This is a genomic window from Nocardioides korecus, assembly GCF_054778395.1.
Window position 1 is genome coordinate 294,922 of record NZ_BAAGZO010000001.1, and the last position, 21,793, is coordinate 316,714.

General features: G+C 68.9%; 17 protein-coding genes and 2 tRNA genes. 5 read left to right on the forward strand and 14 right to left on the reverse strand.

Annotated features, from left to right (window positions below; translation table 11 throughout):
• The first annotated feature begins 176 nt into the window (after window positions 1-176).
• From ACYVDA_RS01375 to ACYVDA_RS01390, 4 genes are read left to right on the forward strand one after another with little or no spacing between them, the layout of a single operon-like run.
• Window positions 177-1,415, forward strand: coding sequence for a DNA cytosine methyltransferase (locus ACYVDA_RS01375; RefSeq protein WP_460814143.1), 1,239 nt, complete (start codon window positions 177-179; stop codon window positions 1,413-1,415).
• On the forward strand, window positions 1,412-3,754 hold the full coding sequence (locus ACYVDA_RS01380) for an ATP-binding protein (protein ID WP_460814145.1): 2,343 nt from the start codon (window positions 1,412-1,414) through the stop codon (window positions 3,752-3,754). Before ACYVDA_RS01375 ends, ACYVDA_RS01380 begins: the two co-directional genes overlap by 4 nt.
• Window positions 3,751-5,400, forward strand: coding sequence for a DEAD/DEAH box helicase family protein (locus tag ACYVDA_RS01385; RefSeq protein ID WP_460814147.1), 1,650 nt, complete (start codon window positions 3,751-3,753; stop codon window positions 5,398-5,400). The genes ACYVDA_RS01380 and ACYVDA_RS01385 overlap by 4 nt, the downstream gene beginning before the upstream one ends.
• A complete protein-coding gene (locus ACYVDA_RS01390; protein ID WP_460814149.1) occupies window positions 5,400-6,047 on the forward strand; it encodes a hypothetical protein in 648 nt (215 codons plus the stop codon). The genes ACYVDA_RS01385 and ACYVDA_RS01390 overlap by 1 nt, the downstream gene beginning before the upstream one ends.
• Here the strand turns inward: ACYVDA_RS01390 and ACYVDA_RS01395 are convergent.
• The 14 genes from ACYVDA_RS01395 to dnaA all read right to left on the reverse strand — a co-directional run bounded on the left by ACYVDA_RS01395 (window position 6,030) and on the right by dnaA (window position 20,976).
• Complete coding sequence (locus ACYVDA_RS01395; protein ID WP_460814151.1) at window positions 6,030-6,443, reverse strand: very short patch repair endonuclease; 414 nt, start codon at window positions 6,441-6,443, stop codon at window positions 6,030-6,032. The two genes, ACYVDA_RS01390 and ACYVDA_RS01395, sit on opposite strands and share 18 nt — an antisense overlap.
• Before the next feature lie 302 nt (window positions 6,444-6,745).
• A complete protein-coding gene (locus tag ACYVDA_RS01400) occupies window positions 6,746-7,258 on the reverse strand; it encodes a hypothetical protein (RefSeq protein ID WP_460814153.1) in 513 nt (170 codons plus the stop codon).
• A 156-nt stretch (window positions 7,259-7,414) separates the two neighbouring features.
• Window positions 7,415-7,490: transfer RNA gene (locus ACYVDA_RS01405), tRNA-Ala, on the reverse strand.
• A gap of 13 nt (window positions 7,491-7,503) precedes the next feature.
• Window positions 7,504-7,665 (reverse strand): DLW-39 family protein, encoded by a 162-nt coding sequence (locus ACYVDA_RS01410; protein ID WP_460814156.1) that lies wholly within the window; start codon window positions 7,663-7,665, stop codon window positions 7,504-7,506.
• Between the two features lie 75 nt (window positions 7,666-7,740).
• Window positions 7,741-8,715 carry a DUF6454 family protein gene (locus ACYVDA_RS01415; RefSeq protein ID WP_460814158.1) on the reverse strand — a complete coding sequence of 325 codons (975 nt, stop codon included), beginning with the start codon at window positions 8,713-8,715 and terminating at the stop codon, window positions 7,741-7,743.
• A gap of 183 nt (window positions 8,716-8,898) precedes the next feature.
• Window positions 8,899-8,972, reverse strand: a tRNA-Ile gene (locus ACYVDA_RS01420).
• Between the two features lie 103 nt (window positions 8,973-9,075).
• Entirely contained in the window at window positions 9,076-9,960 is an 885-nt protein-coding gene (locus tag ACYVDA_RS01425; protein ID WP_460814160.1) for a DUF3566 domain-containing protein, read from the reverse strand.
• Window positions 9,960-12,611, reverse strand: coding sequence for a DNA gyrase subunit A (gene gyrA, locus ACYVDA_RS01430; RefSeq protein ID WP_460815055.1), 2,652 nt, complete (start codon window positions 12,609-12,611; stop codon window positions 9,960-9,962). The genes ACYVDA_RS01425 and gyrA overlap by 1 nt, the downstream gene beginning before the upstream one ends.
• A 124-nt stretch (window positions 12,612-12,735) precedes the next feature.
• Complete coding sequence (gyrB, locus tag ACYVDA_RS01435) at window positions 12,736-14,823, reverse strand: DNA topoisomerase (ATP-hydrolyzing) subunit B (protein WP_460815058.1); 2,088 nt, start codon at window positions 14,821-14,823, stop codon at window positions 12,736-12,738.
• 365 nt (window positions 14,824-15,188) lie between these two features.
• Window positions 15,189-15,764 (reverse strand): DciA family protein, encoded by a 576-nt coding sequence (locus ACYVDA_RS01440; RefSeq protein ID WP_460814162.1) that lies wholly within the window; start codon window positions 15,762-15,764, stop codon window positions 15,189-15,191.
• Window positions 15,757-16,902 (reverse strand): DNA replication/repair protein RecF, encoded by a 1,146-nt coding sequence (gene recF / locus ACYVDA_RS01445; protein ID WP_460814164.1) that lies wholly within the window; start codon window positions 16,900-16,902, stop codon window positions 15,757-15,759. Before recF ends, ACYVDA_RS01440 begins: the two co-directional genes overlap by 8 nt.
• A gap of 7 nt (window positions 16,903-16,909) precedes the next feature.
• Window positions 16,910-17,830, reverse strand: a complete 921-nt coding sequence (gene gnd / locus ACYVDA_RS01450) for a phosphogluconate dehydrogenase (NAD(+)-dependent, decarboxylating) (RefSeq protein ID WP_460814166.1) — start codon at window positions 17,828-17,830, stop codon at window positions 16,910-16,912.
• Between the two features lie 42 nt (window positions 17,831-17,872).
• On the reverse strand, window positions 17,873-19,057 hold the full coding sequence (gene dnaN, locus ACYVDA_RS01455; RefSeq protein WP_460814169.1) for a DNA polymerase III subunit beta: 1,185 nt from the start codon (window positions 19,055-19,057) through the stop codon (window positions 17,873-17,875).
• A gap of 356 nt (window positions 19,058-19,413) precedes the next feature.
• On the reverse strand, window positions 19,414-20,976 hold the full coding sequence (gene dnaA / locus ACYVDA_RS01460) for a chromosomal replication initiator protein DnaA (RefSeq protein ID WP_460814171.1): 1,563 nt from the start codon (window positions 20,974-20,976) through the stop codon (window positions 19,414-19,416).
• 675 nt (window positions 20,977-21,651) lie between these two features.
• Here dnaA and rpmH point away from each other — a divergent pair.
• Complete coding sequence (gene rpmH, locus ACYVDA_RS01465; protein WP_460814174.1) at window positions 21,652-21,789, forward strand: 50S ribosomal protein L34; 138 nt, start codon at window positions 21,652-21,654, stop codon at window positions 21,787-21,789.
• Window positions 21,790-21,793: the final 4 nt, after the last annotated feature.

Genomic DNA, 21,793 nt, shown 5'->3' on the forward strand with positions numbered 1-21,793 from the left:
CGGGGAAGTCATTCTGTTAGCGCACGGCGAATGACGTGTCGGAGACACCCACCTGGCACGATCGCCGGTCTGACCGAAACTGCGGGACTCGCCCGGCTTCCCCCACCCTGCCGTACTAGGCAAGGCACAATCAGACTTCGTCCAACATCATCACGCGCACGAGTAAGGGGGCCGGGATGCTCGACCATGCAGGCGCGACTCGGACCGTGGGGCGGCGCAGGTCGGTGGAACTGTTCGCCGGAGCCGGGGGGCTCGCGCTGGGTTGTGAGCAGGCTGGATTCGAGTCAGCAGCAGTGCTGGAATGGGACCGCTGGGCCTGCGACACCGTCCGCGAGAACCGGGAACGCGGTCACTCGTTGGTCAAGAACTGGCGTGTTTTTGAGGGCGACATCCGCGCCTTCGATTGGAGCACCATCTCCGAGCCCATCGACCTTCTCGCAGGTGGTCCCCCCTGCCAGCCGTTCTCTATGGGCGGCAAGCACATGGCACACGACGACCGGCGAGACATGTTCCCCGCCGCCACGCACGCCATCAGGAGCCTGACTCCCCGCGCCTTCATCCTGGAGAACGTGCGAGGCCTTACCCGCCCCACGTTCCATGAGTACTACCGCTACATCCAGGCCCGACTCGCTCTGCCGGAATACGTTGCAAGAGACGGCGAGGCGTGGCATGACCACCTTCAGCGCCTCGACGACATCCGTACCAGCACAGTCGATGTCGGGATCGAGTACACGGTGACACCGACGCTGGTCAACGCAGCCGACTACGGGGTGCCGCAGCAGCGTCACCGCGTCTTCATGGTCGGCTTCAACGCCGAGGTGAACGCCGAGTGGCACTTCCCGGATCAGACGCACAGCCGCGAAGCCCTCATGCGCGATCAGTGGGTGACCGGGGACTACTGGGAGCGCCACAACATCCGTCCCGCTACCTCGCTGCGCCCGGGCGCCAATTCGCTCGCCGCCATGATGGACCGTCCTCAGGCGGAGGAGTGCGCCCCCTGGCGCACCGTCCGAGACGCCCTCGCGGACATGCCTCGCCCGCTTCCGGGAGGCACGCCGGGCTGGCTTAACCACGCCTTCCAGGCAGGCGCCCGGAGTTACTCGGGACACACCGGCAGCCACATCGACCTCCCCGCGAAGACGCTAAAGGCCGGAGGACACGGTGTCCCCGGTGGCGAGAACATGCTGCGCCAGCACAACGGGCAGATCCGGTACTTCTCCATCCGCGAGAGCGCCCGACTCCAGACGTTCCCGGACAACTACGAACTGCACGGGGCCTGGGGTGAGGCCATGCGCCAACTCGGCAACGCCGTACCTGTGCTCCTCGGAAAGGCTGTCGCCGAGTCCGTCAAGTCCGCGCTCGACTCCGAATCTGACCGCACCGCCATCCAGCGCTCGATGGAGACCGCCAAGTGACTCAGTCGACCCATCCGACGACCCTCAACATCACGCCCTCGCCGCGCATTCTGGAGATGATCGCTGAGGTCGACCTGCAACTGCACCAGTGCCTCAGCGAGCTGATCGACAACGCCCTCGACGAGTTGGTCGAGGCGGTCCGGTCGGTCCCCGCGCTGGAGCCGCGCATCGACGTCACTCTCCCCAAGAAGGCACCCACCCAGGACTCCATCGTTTCCGTCGGAGACAACGGGCGTGGCATGTCCGCAGAGCAGTTGCAGGAGGCTCTGAGCGCAGGCACCTCCGGCAAGCAGCGGTTCGGCAGCTTGGGCCTCTTCGGCATGGGCTTCAACATCGCCACCGCACGACTCGGCACGCTCACCGACGTCCGTACTGGCCGGGTGGGTGACGACCAGTGGGTCATCGCGACGATCGACCTTCTGGCGATGCAGCGATCCTCCTCCTACGAGGTTCCCCTCCGGTACGAGGACAAGTCGACGGAGGAACACGGAACGCTGATCTCGGTGACCAAGTTGCGGGACGACATCGTCGCGCGTCTGTCTCGGAACAGCGCCGTGCAGGAGACCCGCGGCCACCTCGGTCGCATCTACACCTACATGCTTCGCGACCCGAGCGGCGCGCACTCAGGAGCCTCCCTCATGGGCGGTGCCAGTCAGAGCCTGTACGTGAACAGCACGCCGGTGCGACCTCACCTGCCCTGCATCTGGGACCCGTCGCGTTCGGTGACCTACAAGGGCGGTGACGTGCCCGCCGGTGCCAAGGTCGACATCCCGCTGACGAATGCCTTCGCGTGCATGAACTGCGGTCGATGGTCACCGGTAAAGCACGAATCCTGTGTCGAATGCGAGAGCACCGAGATCGAGGAACGCGAACGTCGGATCTGGGGCTGGCTGGGCATCCAACGGTACGCCGACAAGTCCGACTTCGGCGTCACGTTCTTCCGGCACGGAAGAGCCATCACGTACCAGGACAAGTCCCTCTTCGACTGGGTGAGCCCGGACGGCGAGATCGACCTGGAGTACCCCATCGAACTCGGCATGGGGCGCATCGTGGGCGAGATCCACCTGGACCACGCCCCGGTGAACGTGCGCAAGACGAACTTCGACAAGTCGTCCAGTGAATGGCGGTTCATGGTTGACCGCATCCGTGGCGAGGAGCCCCTCCGGCCGCAATACTCCGTGCGCCTCATGGGCCGCGAGAACACCTCGCCGATGAGCCGGTTCTTCAACGCCTTCCGAGAGAACAAGCCGGGCCTGCGATATCTCATCCCGGGCAACGGCAGCACTTCGATCCACGACACCGCCAAGTCGTGGGCCACTAAGTTCCGCAAGGGCGACCCCGAGTTCGAGACCGACGAGAAGTGGTACGAGGCGGCAAAGGAGCACGACGTCATCAAGGCGGGCCCTGCCGTCGACCCGACCACCCAGACCGGCGACGACGATGAGTGGCTCGACGAGGAAGGGCTGTCACACCTGAACAAGCCGACCTCGGACGATGAGGATTCCGACGAAGAGAGCGAGACGACTGAGCCGGTCAAGCAGGAGACCGAAGACGAACGATTCGCGCGCTATCAGAGCGCGTCGACGCTCCTTCCCGACACCGACAAGGTCGTCCGGATAGGCACTTCCCAGCCTGTCCTCCGGGTCTACGTGACAACGGGTGTGGACCTGAACCGGGACGGCGCGAAGCGCCCGTATGAGGTACGAGTCGTCGCTGGTGAGATCGAGGTCTACGTCGACTCCAACGCCGACCTGACCGCCAAGTACGGCTGGACCGTTATGAACGTCGCGCTGATGTGTGCCGCTGAACAACTCGCTAGGGTCTACTCGTTCGACGGCCCAGTGCACGAGATGGTCACCTCAATCCTGGACCAGTTCCCCGATCGACGGGTTGACCCCGCCGCCGTGCGAGCCCGAGCCGACTCCCTCCTCGACTCCCTCCGCGAACGTCTCGCGGAGATCGTCCCCAAGGACCCCGAGACCTTCTGGGAGGCCCTGTCGGGGCAGGCGAAGCGAGAGGCCGAGAGCGTGGCCATCAGCATCGCCTCCGACGTGGACTGGGCGGGGGCCATCACGAGCGGCGAGTTCGCTCGCTACCTCAGCGCCGAAGGCGTCGCCGACCTCGTCACCGGGATCCCTCATCTGGTCTTCGACGGCGCGGTCTTCCGCTCCACCTACGCACCACTCGCGGATGAGACCCAGTCGGACCAGGTGGCCCGCGTAGTAGGCCTCGTCTCCGACCTGCGACGCATGACGGCCGTGCACGCTCACAACCCCCAGGAACTGTCCCGGTTCCTGCTGACGGCCGACCTCCTCGACTCGGAGATCGTCGCGTCGTGACCTCGTTCATGGATCCCCGGTTCCTGGTGGAGGAGGGCCCCAAGGGCTTCCTCCGTCAGGTGGAACGACTCCTCGCCCTCGTCGGCTTCACCGACGTCGTAAATGTGGACGGGCCCGGCGATCATGGCGCCGACGCCATCGCAAGGCTCAAAGGCGTGGACTGGATCTTCCAGGCTAAGTGGAAACTCTCTGGGCGAGTGGACCTGGACGCAGTCGACGAGGCGCACAACGCCATGCAGCACTACCGCATCCACCGGGCTGTCGTGGTCACGAACGGCGTGTTCACGCAGAAGGCGCGGGCCCGAGCCGCGGCACTGCGCGAGGTGGGCATCCACATCACGCTCTGGGACGGCGGGAGCCTTACGACGCTGCTGAAGCACGCGGACGAGCAGCCCCACCAGTTCCGGCTCCATCAGTACCAGGACCGCGCCGTTGAGTCGGCATGGACGGGGCTGGAGGACGAGGGCTCTGCGCTGATCTACCTCGCCACCGGCCTTGGAAAGACGGTGGTGGCGGGGAGATTGCTCCGGCGATTCCTGCTCGCCAACCCTGGTGCCCAGGTACTCGTCACGGCCCACATGACCGACCTGGTGGAGCAGTTGGAGCGCGCCATGTGGCGTGACATCCCCAAGCACGTCACCACGCGCATCATCAACGGCTCGTCGAAACCTAACGCGCTTCCGGGAGTCACGTTCGGGGTCGCGCCCACGGCCCTGGATTACATCAAGTCTGGCTACAAGCCGTCGCTCATCATCGTCGACGAGGCTCACCATGTCGGCGAGACCGGGAACTACGCCTCGATGTTGGATCTCCTCCCCGATGCGAAGCGCCTGGGCGTCACAGCCACGCCGTGGCGGGGAGACAGGTACGACATCGAGCAGACGTTCGGTGAGCCGGTCGTTCGCGTGTCGATCTCCGAGGGAATGCGCCTAGGGTATCTGGCCGACGTCAAGTACCGGGTCTTCGCGGACAACATCGACTGGGACTTCGTCCACTCCGCCTCCGAACACGGGTACACCATCAAGGACCTCAACAAGCGCCTGTTCATTCCGGAGCGGGACGAGTCCGTGAAGGCACATCTCGAGAAGGTCTGGGATCAAACCTCCAACCCCCGCGCGATCGTCTTCTGCCAGACGATCGAGCATGCCGAACGGGTCCGTGAACTCCTTGCCCGAAGGCCAGGCTGGGCTGACACGCAAACCATCCACGCGAACCTGAGGGCCCGCGACAGGCGCGAGCGACTGCTCAAGTTCAGGTCCGGCGAGGTGCCGATCCTGGTCTCCGTTGACATCCTCAACGAGGGCGTCGACGTGCCGGACGTCAACATCCTGTGCTTCGCGCGGGTAACCCACAGTCGTCGCATCTTCGTTCAACAACTCGGGCGGGGACTCCGCCTGCGCAAGGGCAAGACTCACGTCGAGGTTCTGGACTTCGTCACCGACATCCGCCGCCTGGCCGAGGTCTCTGATCTGCGTGGACAGGTGGTGGATGGTGAGATCGAACAGGTCTCGGTAGACAGGAACCAGTTCATCTTTGAGGACCTGCGCGTCCAGAGCCTTTTGGAGCGGTGGATGGCCGACATCGGCGACCTCGGCGGAGCCGACGAAAGCGTCCGCCTGGAGTTCCCGCCGATCGAGGGCATCTGATGGCCGCGATACCCGACGACGTGCGGGCCGAGGTGCTCGCCGAACTCGCGCGGCAGTTCGACGCCGCGCGATGGGAAGAGATCTCCTCGAATGCCGCGAGCGAGATGTACGACCGGTTCGTGAAAGACCCGTTGGTCGGCGGTCGTCTGGCGCCGTATCTGCCTGCCGACAAAGTGCGCGTCTGGATCAAGGATGTTCCGGCCAAGGAGTACCGGCGAGCCCTGGAAGGCATCGGCACTTTGACGCAGTACACCTCCCGCGCCTATCCCGGCCCCGAGTCCGTTGTTCGACTTGCTCTTGGTGATGAATGGGTACCGCGCATGGACACACTCCAGGAGAAGCCCATGAGGTGCTTCGCGACGGACCCGAGCGGCCAGTCCATGTTCGTCATCTGGGGTCCCTTCAGCAGCCTCCAAGGACTGATTTGGAACTCGTGCCTACTCCGCGCGAGAGATCCGCTGGAGCCGATCACGGTGGTCGTCACGAAGCCCAGCGCCGCCTCACTCCCTCCGGACGAGTGGAGCCTTGTTCAGTCCCTCGCTGACATCGTCGACGCTGACTGCAAGCAGGTCACCTACGCCGTCCGGCGCAAGCCTCAGGTGGACATTGCCTGGAACGAAGGCAGCGGCCTACAAGTGCCCGAGTAGCGCGCGGATCTCGCCAACCACATCGGACGGCTCTTCGTGCTCCCAGAACCGGACCACGCTCCAACCCTGGCCAAGCCAGAGCGCCGTCGTCTCCCTGTCCCTATGGACGTTGGCCTCGATCTTCGCGCTCCAGAATCCCGCGCGTTGCCCTGTTGATGGACGGTAGTGCTCTGGACAGCCGTGCCAGAAGCAACCGTCGATACAGACGGCGAGCTTCTTCTTCGTGAAGACGATGTCCGCAGTGCGACGCACGCCGGGGACTGGCGCGTAGTTGACTCGGTACCGGTAGCCCAGTCGATGTAGTTCTCGACGCACCGCCATCTCGGGCCGCGTGTCTCGGCCGCGAGTGTTCGCCATTCGACGGCGGACGTGTTCCTCGACGTCGTCGAAGACCATCAGTCCTCGTCGATCCCGACGTGTCGGTAGGCGTGATGGGAGTCGACCCCACACGCGCGGCAGGCGAGAACGCCGATGTGCGGCGGATGAGCGGTGCAGATCCATGCATCACACCCGCCGCACTGCTTCGTCAGCTGGTAAAGCAAGCCTCGTTCCCTTCGCTAAGATCCATTCGAGTGGTCCTTACCCCGGATTGCGTCGGTTTGCAGGCCCCCGCCCGTTTCCGACGGGAACAGGGGCGCAGCCCCGCCGTCACGGCGCCTGGGCGCCGTTGCCACACCGCCCATCGACGGCAATGGCCGCTAGTACGCGAAGATGTGCGCGCTCAGAACGTCGACCTCCCGGCGTGGATCACCGAAGAATGCGCCGAGCCGCCTCGCCACTACTTGGAAGGGACGCTCCCGGGCCGACCCGTCGGCCTTCCAGTTGCTCCACGGGACGATCAGGAAAAGATGATGTGTGTCGGGCGACAGGTGTGCCTTCCACAGATCCTTGAGATCGTGATTGTTCGTGATCGTTCCGCCGCGCTCGACTTCAGCAATCACCCCGCGCCCTGGCATGAGCCTGAAGAAGAAATCGGGCCGGGCCTGAGTCACAAAGCCGTCCTGGGGGGTGAGCACCACTTCCTCGCCGAACCCCAATTCGAGACGCAGGAGCTTGGCGAAGTGGGCCTGTAGAGCCAGGCTCTTGGCTCCGTGGACGTGGAGGGCGGCAATCTCGTTGCTCGTGTCGTCTATGTGCGTGCGAAGACGTTCTGCCAATGCGTCGACCTCATCGACCTCCTGGGAGTACTCGGGCGGGATCACGGCCTTCACGTGCCGCCGATAACCGTCCACGGGCGCGAGCTTCGCAGCTCCTTCGCAGAGAAGCTAGCCGCTGCTTCCCCCACCAGCCCCCCCTAGAGGCCGATCTGAAAGTCAACTCGAAGACTCCGTAAAAGGACAAAACCCCAGGTTGACCTGGGGTTTTGCTGGTGGAGCCTACGAGACTCGAACTCGCAACCCCCTGCTTGCAAAGCAGGTGCGCTACCAATTGCGCCAAGGCCCCTGGGTGGAGCGACTCAGGCGCGGCGGACCGGGTCCGTCGCCTGCTGCCAGAGCGCCTGCTCCTGCTTGCCCGAGTCCATCTTCTTCTTCGCGAAGGCGGCGCCCGCCGCAGCGACCACGAGCAGCACGATCTTGTTCATCCAGGCCTCCAGCACGTCGCGAATCCGAGTGCTCACTCTAGTGCTCCTGCGACCGGCGCACCCACCCACCCTGGCGAGCGGGTCGACGGTGCGCCGGTCCGGCGCCCGCCGTCAGCGGGTGACGGTCGCCTGGTAGGTGAAGAGCTCGGTCCCCTGGGCCTCGTCCCCGTTGTCCGGCGCGGCCCACAGGGTCAGCCGCGTGCCGTCGGCGGCCAGCTTCACCGGGTTCCGCGTGATCACGTGCCCGGCCGAGGACCACTTCTGCAGCGGCACCTCCCGCAGCACGTCGTGGCTGCGCAGGTCGATCAACGTGATCCCGCCCAGCTCGTACGTCGCCGTGTCCCCGCCGGCCGTCGGCGTCTGCGGCAGGTTGGTCACGCCACCGCAGATCATCTTGGCGGTCGCGGCGTACTGGCAGTCCTGGTAGTCGGTGAAGAAGCTGTTGTTCTGCCAGGTCTTCAGCAGCTTCCCCCGCGTCGTCCACTCGTAGAACCGCCGCGAGCCCCAGGTGTTGCCGACCAGGTGGCCGGTCGAGGCGTCGCGGACGATCCCGCCCACGTGGTCCTCGACGCCGAACTGCCGGTGCACGGCGAGCGATCGCGCGTCGACGCGGTAGACGATGGCGCTGGAGTCGGGCCGGTACTGCGCGACCGGCACCCAGACGTCGTGGCCGTCGTAGGAGATCCCGCCCGGGTGGTAGACGTCGCCCGACCCGAGGGTGATGTCCCGCTGGAGGTGACCGGCCCGGTCCATCACGAACAGGTGCCCGATGCCCTTGCCGGGCGTGCGGTCGTAGCCGCCCACCGGGCTCGGGTACTTCTGGGTCGGCTCGATGATCTGCACCGCCGAGAGGAACAGGTGGTCGGGAGTGATCGCCAGCCCCTCGGTGTGGTACGTCGGGAAGTCGAGCTTGATCTTGTCGACCTGGGTCCACGCGGTCGTCCGGTCCAGGGCCGCGACGTCGCGGGCGAGGGCGCCGTCGTGACGGTGGGCGCGGGCGGTGTCGGCCGCAGCCGTGGCGGCGCCGCCCATCAGCAGGGCGAGCGCGGCGAGCGCAGCGGTGGTGCGCAGACGGGGACGCGTCATCGGTCCGTCTCCTTCGGTGGCGGGGGTGAGGGCGGCGCCGACCGTAGGCAGGACGGGTGAACCGGAGACCTCGGTGCGTGAACACCAGGTGACGCGGGGCGGCCGTCGCACGCGCACCGGGACCGCCCCGGGAAGCACGAAACCCCAGGTCGGGGACCTGGGGTGCCGGGACATGACTGTGGGTGGGCCTAAGAGGACTTGAACCTCTGACCTCTTCCTTATCAGGGAAGCGCTCTAACCGTCTGAGCTATAGGCCCGGGATGGTCACCATCAGGTGAACCGAGAGGGAAGGCTACCCGATCGGGCGGGGCGGCCACAAAACGGGGCCGCCCCGAAAGGTCGCGTGACCCGTCGATCGCGCTAGTTGTCCTCGGCGAGGGTGACCTCGATGCCGCCGAGGAGGGCGGCCGAGAGGTTGTAGAGGAAGGCGCCGAGGGTGGCGATCGCGGTGATCAGGATGACGTCGAAGACAGCCACGATCATCGTCAGGCCCATGATCCGGGAGGTGCCGACGTACTGGGTGATGTCGAACTTCGACCCGCTCTCACCGCCCACCGCCTGCTGGACCACGGAGTTGATGTTGGTGAACACCCCGGCGGCGCCCAGCACCGACCAGATCACCGCCACGGCGACGACCAGCACGATGCCCAGCGCGATCGAGAGGAGGAACGAGGTCTTCATGACCGACCAGGCGTCGACCTGCACCAGCCGCAGCTGCGCACGACGCGTACGCCGGGCGGCCGGCTTCGACCCGCCGGAACCGCCCCGCGCCGGTCGGGAGCCGCGAGAGCCGTCCCGGTCCTTCTCGGAGCGCCGAGGCGGCACCGGTCGCTCGTCGCGCACGGGTGCTGCACCCGAGGCAGGACCACCCGAGGCGCCGCCTGCCGCTGCGGCCGCGGTGCCGGCCGCCGCGGCCGGGACGTTCGGGGCCGACCGAGGGGTGCGCGAGGAGGACCGCTCCGACGTCGTCCTGCGGGGGCGCGCCCCGGGGCGCTCGTCCCCGGCGGCTGCCGCCGTCGCCGCCTGCTCGTCACGACGGGTCTGCTTGGCCTCGGCCCGGCGTGCGGAGTCCGCCGACCGTCGCTCGCGGGCGGCCGTCTTGGCCGCCGCCCGCTCCTGACGCGCCTGCTCCTTCTCCTCCGCCTTGCGGGCCTCCTCGGCCTGGCTGGCGGCGGGCGGGGGCAGCACGGGCCCCTTCAGGGTGCGGCGGGGGGCGATGGGCTCGTCCCTGCGGCTCTCGGACATCAGGACTCCTGGGGGTCAACGGTGTCGGTGTCGGCCGGGACCGTGGGGTCCTCGGCGTCTCCGACGCGATCGATCATGTCACCGGCGGCGTCGCTGGCCTCGCTCCCACCGCCCGGCTCGCCGTCGGAGGTCGCACCGTCACCCGGCTCGGCGCCACCCTGCTCGGCGTCGGCGACCGCCTCCTCGACGGCCTCCTCCACCTCGGCGTCGGCCTCGACGCTGCGGGCCACCACGGCCACGCTGTCGCCCCGCTTGGGCGTCACGAACTTGACCCCCATGGTGGAGCGGCCGGTGGCGCGGAACTGGTCGTCGATGGGGCTGCGGACCACCTGTCCGCCGGAGGTGACCGAGAGGATCTCGTCGCCCTCGACCACGATGAACGCGCCGACCAGGCCGCCGCGGTCCTCGTTGGCCAGCGACATCGCCTTGATGCCCAGGCCACCGCGCGACTGCGTGCGGTAGTCGCCGATCGGGGTGCGCTTGGCGAACCCGCCGTCGGTGATGGTGAAGACGTACTGCGGCTTGCTGGCCTCACCGGCCTCCTCGGCCTGGACCTGCTCGGCCCGGATCACCGACATCGACAGCAGCGAGTCACCGTCGCGGAACTTCATCCCCGAGACGCCCGACGTGGCCCGACCCATCGGGCGCAGCTGGCTGTCGTCGGCGGTGAAGCGGATCGCCTGGCCCTTGCGGGAGACCAGCAGGATGTCGTCGTCGCCGTCGACCAGCTCGGCACCGATCAGCTGGTCGTCGTCCTCGCGGAAGTTGATCGCGATGACGCCGGCCTGGCGCGGGGAGTTGTAGTCGGCCAGGCGGGTCTTCTTCACCAGGCCCGCGCGGGTCGCCAGCACGAGGTACGGCGCCTGCTCGTAGTCGCGGATCGCCAGCACCTGCGCGATCTGCTCGTCGGGCTGGAAGGAGAGCAGCCCCGCCACGTGACCGCCCTTGGCGTCGCGGGACGCCTCGGGCAGGTTGTAGGCCTTGGTGCGGTAGACCCGACCGGCGGTGGTGAAGAACAGCAGCCAGTGGTGGTTGGAGGTGGCCATGAAGTGCTCGACCACGTCGTCGGTGCGCAGGGTCGCGCCACGCACGCCCTTGCCGCCGCGACGCTGGGTCCGGTACTGGTCGGCGCGGGTGCGCTTGGCGTAGCCGCCCCGGGTGATCGTGACGACCAGCTCCTCGTCGGGGATCAGGTCCTCCATCGAGAGGTCCCCGTCGGCGGCGATGATCTGGGTGCGGCGCTCGTCGCCGTACTTCTCCACCAGCGTGGTGAGCTCGTCGGCGACGATCTGACGCTGACGCTCCTCGCGGGCCAGGATGTCCTCGAGGTCGGCGATCAGGCGCTCGATCTCGGCCAGGTCGTCGATGATCTTCTGGCGCTGCAGGGCGGCCAGGCGGCGCAGCTGCAGGTTGAGGATCGCCATCGCCTGGATCTCGTCGATCTCCAGCAGCTCGATCAGGCCGTCGCGGGCCTCGTCGACGTCCGGGGAGTTGCGGATCAGCGTGATCACGTCGTCGAGGGCGTCGAGCGCCTTGACCAGGCCGCGCAGGATGTGGGCGCGCTCCTCGGCCTCGCGCAGGCGGAAGCGCGTGCGCCGCTGGATGACCTCGATCTGGTGGGCGACCCAGTTGCTGATGAACTGGTCGACGGTCAGGGTGCGCGGCACGCCGTCGACCAGGGCCAGCATGTTGGCGCTGAAGTTGGTCTGCAGCTCGGTGTGCTTGAGCAGGTTGTTCAGCACCACCCGCGCGACGGCGTCGCGCTTGAGCACCACGACCAGGCGCTGGCCGGTGCGGCCCGAGGAGTCGTCGCGCACGTCGGCGATGCCCTGCACCTTGCCGCCGTCGGCGAGCTCGGCGATCTTCAGCGCCAGGTTGTCGGGGTTGACCATGTAGGGCAGCTCGGAGATCACCAGGCAGGTGCGCCCGCGGCTGTCCTCGTCGACCTCGATCACCGCGCGCTGGGTGATCGACCCACGACCGGTGCGGTACGCCGTCTCGATGCCCTCGCGACCCACGATCATGGCGCCGTTGGGGAAGTCGGGACCCTTGATCCGCTCGACCAGGGCGTCCTGGAGCTCCTCGCGCGACGCGTCGGGGTGCGCGAGCGCCCACAGCGCGCCGTCGGCCACCTCGCGCAGGTTGTGCGGCGGGATGCTCGTGGCCATGCCGACCGCGATGCCGGCCGAGCCGTTGACCAGCAGGTTGGGATAGCGCGACGGCAGGACGACCGGCTCCTGGGAGCGACCGTCGTAGTTCGGCTGGAAGTCGACCGTGTCCTGCTCGATGTCGCGCACCATCTCCAGCGCGAGCGGGGCCATCCGGCACTCGGTGTAGCGCATGGCCGCGGCGGAGTCGTTGCCCGGCGAGCCGAAGTTGCCCTGCCCGTGGATCAGCGGCGCCCGCATCACCCAGGGCTGCGCCAGGCGCACCAGGGTGTCGTAGATCGCCGTGTCGCCGTGGGGGTGGTACTGACCCATGACGTCACCCACGACGCGCGAGCACTTGGAGAAGCCGCGGTCGGGCCGGTAGCCCCCGTCGTACATGGCGTAGAGGACCCGCCGGTGCACCGGCTTGAGCCCGTCGCGCACGTCGGGCAGCGCCCGGCCGACGATGACGGCCATCGCGTAGTCGATGTAGGCGCGCTGCATGGAGGTCTGCAGCTCGATGGGCTCGATCCGCCCGCCGGGCCCGCCGTCGCCGCCGAGGTTGCTCTGGGTCTCAGTCACTGACTATCTCTCTTCGAAGGTCGTCGCGTCGGTCGTGGTCCTCGGACTAGATGTCCAAGAACCTCACGTCCTTGGCGTTGCGCTGGATGAAGGAGCGGCGCTGCTCGACGTCCTCGCCCATCAGCACCGAGAACACCTCGTCGGCGTGGGCGGCGTCGTCCAGCGTCACCTGGAGCATCAGGCGACCGTCGGGGTCCATGGTGGTGTCCCACAGCTCCTCGGCGTTCATCTCGCCCAGACCCTTGTAGCGCTGGACCGGGTTCTCCTTGGGCAGCTTCTTGCCCTGGGCCAGGCCGTCGGCCATCACCGCGTCGCGCTCGGGGTCGGAGTAGACGAACTCGTGCTCGGCCGGCTTGTTCCAGCGCAGCCGGTAGAGCGGGGGCTGGGCCATGTAGACGTAGCCCCCCTCGATCAGCGGCTTCATGAACCGGAACAGCAGCGTCAGCAGCAGGGTGTTGATGTGGTGGCCGTCGACGTCGGCGTCGGCCATCAGCACCACCTTGTGGTAGCGCAGCTTGTCGATGTCGAACTCCTCGTGCACCCCGGTGCCGAGCGCGGAGATGATCGCCTGCACCTCCTGGTTGCCGAGCACCTTGTCGAGGCGGGCCTTCTCGACGTTGAGGATCTTGCCGCGGATCGGGAGGATCGCCTGGACCCGCGGGTCACGACCCTGCCGGGCCGAGCCGCCGGCGGAGTCGCCCTCGACGATGAAGACCTCGCACTCGGCGGGGTTGGTCGACTGGCAGTCCGACAGCTTGCCGGGGAGGCCGCCGCCGCCCAGGAGACCCTTGCGGTTGCGGGCCAGGTCGCGGGCCTTGCGGGCGGCGACGCGGGCCTGCGCCGCGGCCTGGGCCTTGCGCACGATGTCCTTGCCCTCGGCCGGGTTCTTCTCGAACCAGTCGCCGAGCTGCTCGTTGACCAGCCGCTGCACGAAGCCCTTGGCCTCGGTGTTGCCGAGCTTGGTCTTGGTCTGGCCCTCGAACTGCGGCTCGCCGAGCTTGATCGAGATGATCGCGGTGAGGCCCTCGCGGATGTCGTCACCCTTGACCCGGTCCTCGGGCTTCTTCATCAGGTTCCACTCCTCGCCCCAGGAGTTGACCAGGGTGGTGAGGGAGGCCCGGAAGCCCTCCTCGTGGGTGCCGCCCTCGTGGGTGTTGATGGTGTTGGCGAAGGTGTGGACCGACTCGTTGTACGTCGTGTTCCACTGCATCGCCAGCTCGAGGCTCATGTGGTTCTCGTGGCTCTCCGGGGTCTCGGCCTCGAAGGAGATGACGCTCGGGTTGGCCGGGGTCTTGCGGCGGTTGAGGTACTCCACGAAGTCGACCAGGCCGCGGTCGTACTTGAACACCTGCTCCAGCGCACCGCCCTCGCCCTGGACCGGGGCGTCGTCGCGCTCGCTGTCGGCGTCCTCGGACTCCGCGGCCAGCGGCTCGTCGGCCACGGTCTCGGCGACCTCGGCGGCGGCGGGCCGCTCGTCGCGGACCACGATCTCGAGGCCCTTGTTGAGGAAGGCGTACTCCCGCACCCGGGCGGTGATCGTCTCCAGGTTGTGCTCGGTGGTCTCGAAGATGTCGGGCGAGGGGTAGTAGGTGATGGTGGTGCCGGTGGACTCACCGGCCTCCATCGCGCGGACCTCCTCCAGCGGACCCTCCGGCACGCCGATGGCGAAGGACTGGCGCCACAGGTGGCCGCGGTTGCGGACCTCGGCGATGACGCGGCTCGAGAGCGCGTTGACCACGGAGACGCCGACGCCGTGCAGACCGCCGGAGACCTTGTAGCCGCCGCCACCGAACTTGCCGCCCGCGTGGAGGACCGTCAGCGCCAACGTCAGGGCGGGGAGCTCCTGGCCGGGCGCGGTGTCGGTGGGGATGCCGCGACCGTTGTCCTCCACCCGCACGCCGCCGTCGGCGAGGAGGGTGAGGACGATCCGGTCGCAGTGGCCGGCCAGCGCCTCGTCGACCGCGTTGTCGACGATCTCCCAGATCAGGTGGTGGAGACCGCGGACGCCGGTGGACCCGATGTACATGCCCGGGCGCTTGCGCACCGCCTCGAGCCCCTCGAGGACCTGGATGGCGCTGGCGTCGTAGTGGCCGTCCTCGACGGAGTGCCCCTCCACGATGCTGGCGGGGACCACCTCGGGAGCCTCGGGGTGGGCGGCGAGCGCCGCGTCCTGGACCTGTGCGCTGGTGCTGGTGGGCTCGTCGACCACGAGGACCGCCTATCTGCTCGGACATGGAGGTGGCCGCCACGTGGAGGTGCGTCGGCGACCACGGCCAGTCTACCCGCCACGAGCGCACAAGCACGCGTCCGCCGTCTCGATTGTGGGGCGCCCGGGGCCCGAACATGGCCCTCAGAGCCACAGAACCGGCCCGGTCCGCGCCCGCCGGGGTGCCGTCCTGGTCCCGGTACCGGCCCCGGGCCGCTCAGGCGTCCACGCCGGGCTGGGCGACCCGGCCGCTGATCGGGTCCCGACGCCGACACCCCTCGGGCGGACGGGACTCAGCCGTAGGTGTCGCGCGGGCCCCGACCCTTGACCCGGAGTCGACCCCGCGTCCAGCTCGGCGAGCGGGGCCCCAGGACCTCGATCACCTGGACCGTGCCGTGGCCGAGCACGTCGTTGAGGCGGCGTACGACGTCGGGGGCGAGCAGCTTCATCTGCGTGGCCCACGCGGTGGAGTCGGTGCGCACGACCAGGCGGCCCTCGGCGAAGGACTCCGGCCGCACGTGGCTGCCGACCTCCCGGCCCACCAGCCCCTCCCAGCGCGCGAAGACGCCGTGGACCTTGAGGTCGGTCTCCCACCCCTGGTCCTGCACGATCCGGCCGACGCTGAGGTCGATCAGCTGGGGATCGCGGTCGTCGGGGTGCGCCCCGCTGCTCGATGTTTCACGGGGAACACGACGCCGAAGCGCGCGTCCGGCCCGCGACGTCGACGCCGGGCCGGTCCTCCCGGCCAGTCCGCGAGCGATCGAGCGGGCCAGGTCGAGGCCGGTCGGCTCGTGGTCCTCCTCGGCCGCGGCGCCCTCCGCACCGGTGGCGCCCTGACCGTCGTGGTCCTCCTGCTCGCCGTCAGCCAACGAGGGTCACCTCCCCGCCGGCGACCTCGAACCGGCGTCCGCGCAGCCCCTCGGGCACGTCGTCGGCCACGGCGGCGGTGACCAGCACCTGCTCCGCACCGGCGACCAGCCCGGCCAACTGCTCGCGCCGCCCGGTGTCGAGCTCGGCGAACACGTCGTCGAGCACCAGGATCGGGTCGTCGCCCGTCGAGCGCAGCAGCTCGTACGACGACAGCCGCATCGCCAGCGCGAACGACCACCCCTCGCCGTGGCTGGCGTAGCCCTTGACCGGGAACTCGCCCAGCGTGCAGAGCAGCTCGTCGCGGTGCGGCCCGACCAGGGAGACCCCGCGGTCGAGCTCGTCCTGGCGGCGGTGCCCGATCTCGACGAGGAAGGCCGCCTCCACCGAATCGACGTCCCAGCCGTCGCCGGTCGGCCCAGGCTCCGCCGGCTCGAAGCTGGGGCGGTAGACCACGTGGGCGTCGTCGCGGGTGGCGCCCCGGGCGACCGCCTCGTAGGCCTTGCCCAGGAGCGGGTCCAGCTCGGCCACCACGCCCGCCCGGGCCACCATGATCTCGGCGCCCAGCCGCGCGAGCCGCTCGTCCCACACGCTGAGGGTCTCCAGCACCCCGGCCGACGAGCCGCGCGCGCGGCCGGTCTTGAGCAGGGAGTTGCGCTGCTTGAGGACCCGGTCGTAGTCGGCCCGGGTGCCGGCGTACCGCGCCCCGGCGTGGAGCACGAGAAGGTCGTCGAGGAACCGGCGCCGCTCACCCGGGTCGCCCTTGACCAGCGCGAGGTCGTCGGGGGCGAAGACCACCGTGCGGACCAGCCCGAGCAGGTCGCGCGCCCGCGGCAGCTGCCCGCGGTTGACCCGGGCCCGGTTGGAGCGGCCCGGGTTGATCTCGACCTCGAGCACCGCCCGGCGCTCGTCGCGCACGACCGCCGCCCGCACGACCGCCCGCTCGGCCCCCTTGCGCACCAGCGGGAGGTCGCCGGAGACGCGGTGGGAGGCCAGGCGGGAGAGGTAGTCGATCGCCTCCACGACGTTGGTCTTGCCCTGCCCGTTGCGCCCCACGAACGAGGTCACCCCGGGCTCGAGCTCGACCTCGAGGCTCGCGTAGGAGCGGAAGTCGTGGAGGGTCAGGTGGGCGACGTACAAGCAGGGGCTACTTGTCGGGGCTGGAGGGCAGGTCGCTCTTGTGGGCCGGGCTGCCGGCCTGGGTGGCGTGGCCACCGAACTGGTTGCGCATCGCCGCGACCGCCTTCATCGCCGGGCTGTCGTCCTGGCGCGAGGTGAAGCGCGCGAAGAGCGACGCCGCGATGACGTGCATGGGGACGGCGTTGTCGATGCCGGCCTCGACGGTCCACCGGCCCTCGCCGGAGTCCTCGGCGTAGCCCTTGATCGCGTCGAGGTGGGTGTCGTCCTTGAGCGCCACGACCAGCAGGTCGAGCAGCCACGAGCGGATGACGGTGCCCTCGCGCCAGGAGTCGAAGACCTCGGTGACGTTGTCGACGACGTCGACCTTCTCGAGCAGCTCCCAGCCCTCGGCGTAGGCCTGCATCATGGCGTACTCGATGCCGTTGTGGACCATCTTGGCGAAGTGCCCGGCGCCCGCCTTCTGGCCCGCGTGCACCATCCCGGAGTCACCCTCGGGCTTGAGCGCCTCGAAGGCCGGCATCACCTTGGCGACCTCCTCGTCGGGCCCGCCGAACATCAGCGCGTAGCCGTTCTCCAGGCCCCAGACGCCCCCGGAGACGCCGCAGTCGACGAAGCCGATGCCCTTCTCGGCGAGCGCGGCGCTGTTGGCCTGGTCGTCGGTCCAGCGCGAGTTGCCGCCGTCGACGACCAGGTCGCCCTCGGAGAGCAGCTCGCCGAGCTTCGCCACGGTCTCGCGGGTCGCGTCGCCCGCGGGCACCATCACCCACACGACCTTGGGGCTGGGGAGCTTCTCCACCAGCGCCTCGAGGCTGTCGACGTCGGACACGTCGGGGTTGCGGTCGAAGCCGACGACCGTGTGGCCGGCGTTGCGCAGGCGGGTGCGCATGTTGCCACCCATCTTGCCCAGGCCGATGAGTCCGATGTCCATGCGTGGTCCTCCAGAGAGCGTGCGGTCAGGTGCGGCGAGCGGTCAGGACAGCAGACGTCGCGGCATCAGCAGGTAGCGGAAGTCAGTGTCCGCCTCACCGTCGAGCGCGTCCACCCCGCTCAGCACCACGGGCTTGCTGGCCTGGGTGAAGGCGAGCTCGACCACGGGTGCCTCGAGGGCGGTGAGCCCGTCGAGGAGGTACGCCGGGTTGAAGCCGGTGGTGAGGTCGTCGCCGGTGACGTTGGCCTCGAGCGACTCGCTCGCCATCGCCTCCTCGCCCGAGCCGGCGTCGAGGGTGAGCACGCCGTCGGAGAAGGCCAGCTGCACGGCGGTGTTGCGCTCGGCGACCAGCGACACGCGCTTGACGGAGTCGACCAGCGCGGCGCGGTCGACCCGGGCCACGGTCAGGTGCTCGCTGGGGAACAGCGAGCGCACCTTGGGGAAGTCGCCGTCCAGGAGCCGCGTCGTCGTACGCCGCACACCCCCGCCGGCGGTGCCCTCGAAGCCGATGATGCCCTCGCCCTGACCGCCTGCGCCGCTGCCCGAGAGGGCGATCCGGATGTCGGAGCCGCCGGTCAGCGCCTTGGCGGTGTCGGCGAGCACCTTGGCCGGCACCAGGGCGGCGGCGTCGATGTCGGAGGCGTTCGGGGTCCAGGTCAGCTCGCGCTGGGAGAGGCGGAACCGGTCGGTGGCCAGCATCGCGATCGAGTCGCCGTCGAGCTCGACGCGCACGCCGGTGAGCACCGGGAGCATGTCGTCGCGGCCGGCCGCGGTGACCGCCTGGGCGACGGCGTGGGCGAAGACCGAGCTGGGGACGGTGCCCTTGGTCTCGGGCATCTGCGGCAGCGTCGGGTAGTCCTCGACCGGCATGGTCTGGAGGCTGAATCGCGCGGAACCGCAGGTCAGGGTCACCTTGGAGCCCTCGATGCTCATCTCGACCGGCTTGTTGGGCAGGCTGCGGCAGATGTCGGCGAGCAGGCGACCGGAGACCAGCGCGCGCCCGTCCTCGGACACGTCGGCGTTGAGGGTGGCCCGGGCGGAGGTCTCGTAGTCGAAGGTCGACAGGCGCAGCCCGTCGACCGCCTGCCCGTCGTCGGACCCGTCGTCCAGGGGACCCGCCTCGATCAGGAGGCCGGCGAGCACGGGGGCGCTGGGCCGGACCGGGAGCGCACGCGCGGTCCAGGCGACGGCGTCGGCGAGGACGTCACGTTCGACGCGGAACTTCACGGATGGTTCCTCTCCATCGGAGCGGGGTCACTGCTCGGGGAGTGCATCCTGCCACGGTCTCGGTCGTCCACACCTCGGCCGGTCCCCGGTGATTGCTCGGCGAGGGATGACTTGAGAGGTCAGTCGTCGTAGTAGGGCCGGTGGACACTGTGGAGAACCGGTGTCGTCGCAGGTCACACCGGCGAAGTTGTGAGTCGCCGCCTGTGGACGGCGGCGACGCGAACCACACGTTCCTGTGGTTCGCGGGGCGCCCTGTGCGGCGCGAGGGCCGGTTGTCCACAGCTGCTCGCAGGGCCCTCCACCGAAAACCGGCCCGTGAACCACATCTTGCACGCGTGTAGTTCACGAGCCGGTGCTCAGGCCTGCTTGGCCTGCTGCTTGATCCGGGTGGTCAGCTCGGTCACCTGGTGGAAGACGTTGCGGCGCTCGGCGAGGTCCTTGCGGATGCGCCGGTCGGCGTTCATGACCGTCGTGTGGTCGCGACCGCCGAACTGCTGGCCGATCTTGGGCAGCGAGAGCTCGGTGAGCTCGCGGCACAGGTACATCGAGATCTGGCGAGCGGTCACCAGCGCTCGGGTCCGGCTGGGGCCGCACAGGTCCTCGATGGAGAACCCGAAGTAGGTCGCGGTCTGGGCGATGATCAGGCCCGCGGTGACCTCGGGCTCGCCGCCCTCGGGGATCAGGTCCTTGAGGACGATCTCGGCCAACGTCATGTCGACCTCCTGCTGGTTGATGCTCGCGAAGGCCGTCACGCGGATCAGGGCGCCCTCGAGCTCGCGAATGTTGGTCTGGATCCGCGAGGCGATGAACTCCAGCACGTCGGCCGGGGCCGAGAGGCGGTCGGCGGCGGCCTTCTTGCGCAGGATCGCGATCCGGGTCTCCAGGTCGGGCGGCTGCACGTCGGTGAGCAGGCCCCACTCGAAGCGGTTGCGCAGGCGGTCCTCGAGCTGGGTCAGCCGCTTGGGCGGCCGGTCGGAGCTGATCACGATCTGCTTGTTGGCGTTGTGCAGCGTGTTGAAGGTGTGGAAGAACTCCTCCTGGGTCTGCTGCTTGCCCTCGAGGAACTGGATGTCGTCGACCAGCAGGACGTCGACGTCGCGGTAGCGGCGCTGGAGCGCGGCGGTGTTGGCGTCCTTGATCGCGTTGATGACGTCGTTGGTGAACGCCTCGGAGGAGACGTAGCGGATCTTCGCCCCGGTCCACAGGTTGCGCACGTAGTGGCCGATGGCGTGCAGCAGGTGGGTCTTGCCCAGCCCGGAGTCGCCGTAGACCAGGAGCGGGTTGTACGCCTTGCCCGGCGCCTCGGCCACGGCGACGGCGGCGGCGTGGGCGAACCGGTTGGAGGACCCGATCACGAAGGTCTCGAACGAGTAGCGCGGGTTGAGCGGGCTGTCGGGGATCCCGGAGGTCAGCGAAGCGCTGGGAAACTTTGTCGACATGTCGGTGTGTCGACCAATCGACGGGCGCTGGTCGTCGTACGGGCGGTGGGGGGCGCCGCTGGGCTGCATGCCGCCGGAGTCGGGCCAGCGGGACGCGGCGTCGGGGTGCGCCGAGCCGGTGGGGGCCGCGGGGGCCTGCGCGTTCTGGGGGGCCTGGGCCGTCGTGGGGGTCTCGTCGGTCTCCAGGGCCGGGTCGACGCTGACCGCGAGGCGGACCGGTCGACCGATGCGGTCGCTGAGCGCGTCCTCGATGCGGATCCGCAGCCGCCCCTCGAGCTGGGTGCGGGTGAACTCGTTGGGCACCGCGACCACGGCGGTGTTCTCGGCGAGCATCAGCGGCTTGCTCGAGGACAGCCACACCCGCTGGTTCGGTGGGAGCCCGTCGACGACACCGGGCCAGAGGGCCACCAGGTCGACGGGGGCCTGCTCCCGACCCGGCTCCGGGCGGTCTGAGTGGTCGGGTCGGTCTGATCCGTGCATCGGTTCCACGCGCTGTCGCACTCCCATTCCTCCCCGGCCCATCTCTGGGCCGGGCCTACGTGCTGCTCGTCGTGCCACCGAGTGGACCCGGGCGCGCACGCCGTGATCCACACCTTTGTCCACAGGTTGTGCAAGGTGGCACCGCCCGATGGGAAGCGGGTGCCGCACCCGTCGTGCGTCCGGCCTCCCCCAGGACCTCGACAACCCCCTGCGCGACTCTCTGACCTGCGAGAACGACGATCCACGACGGAGTGGAGCCGACCGGTGGACAGCGAGGGGAGCCAGGCTCGGAGAGGATGGCCGGAATGAAGGACGGTAACAACCGTTCGCCCTGTGGATCAACCGCTCCTCCACAGGTTCGACGGGGCCTGTGGACGGAGCGTCGGCGCGGCGTCGGCCCCGGCCGCCCGGGGCCCGATGTGGGCCGCCCGGGGAGGATCGAGGGGTGACGGGGAGCACCGACCCGCTGGTTTGACCCTGCCGCAGGCCTGCCCGTACCGTTGGGAGGTCGAACCGGTGTCGACCGGTGCCGCATGTCCACGACAGTCTCGTCCCTCCGGAAGGGTCGCGTGGGCGAGCGGTGCCAGTTGACTCCTCGTCCAGCTGGCGTGCCTCGCACGTGCCGACCCGGTTTCGATCCTGTCTTTTGTCTGCCCCCTGAGTGGAGTGATTCACATGAGCAAGCGCACCTTCCAGCCCAACAACCGTCGCCGTCACAAGACCCACGGCTTCCGCCTCCGGATGCGCACGCGCGCCGGCCGCTCGATCCTGGCCTCGCGCCGACGCAAGGGTCGCGACCGCCTCGCCGCCTGAGGCG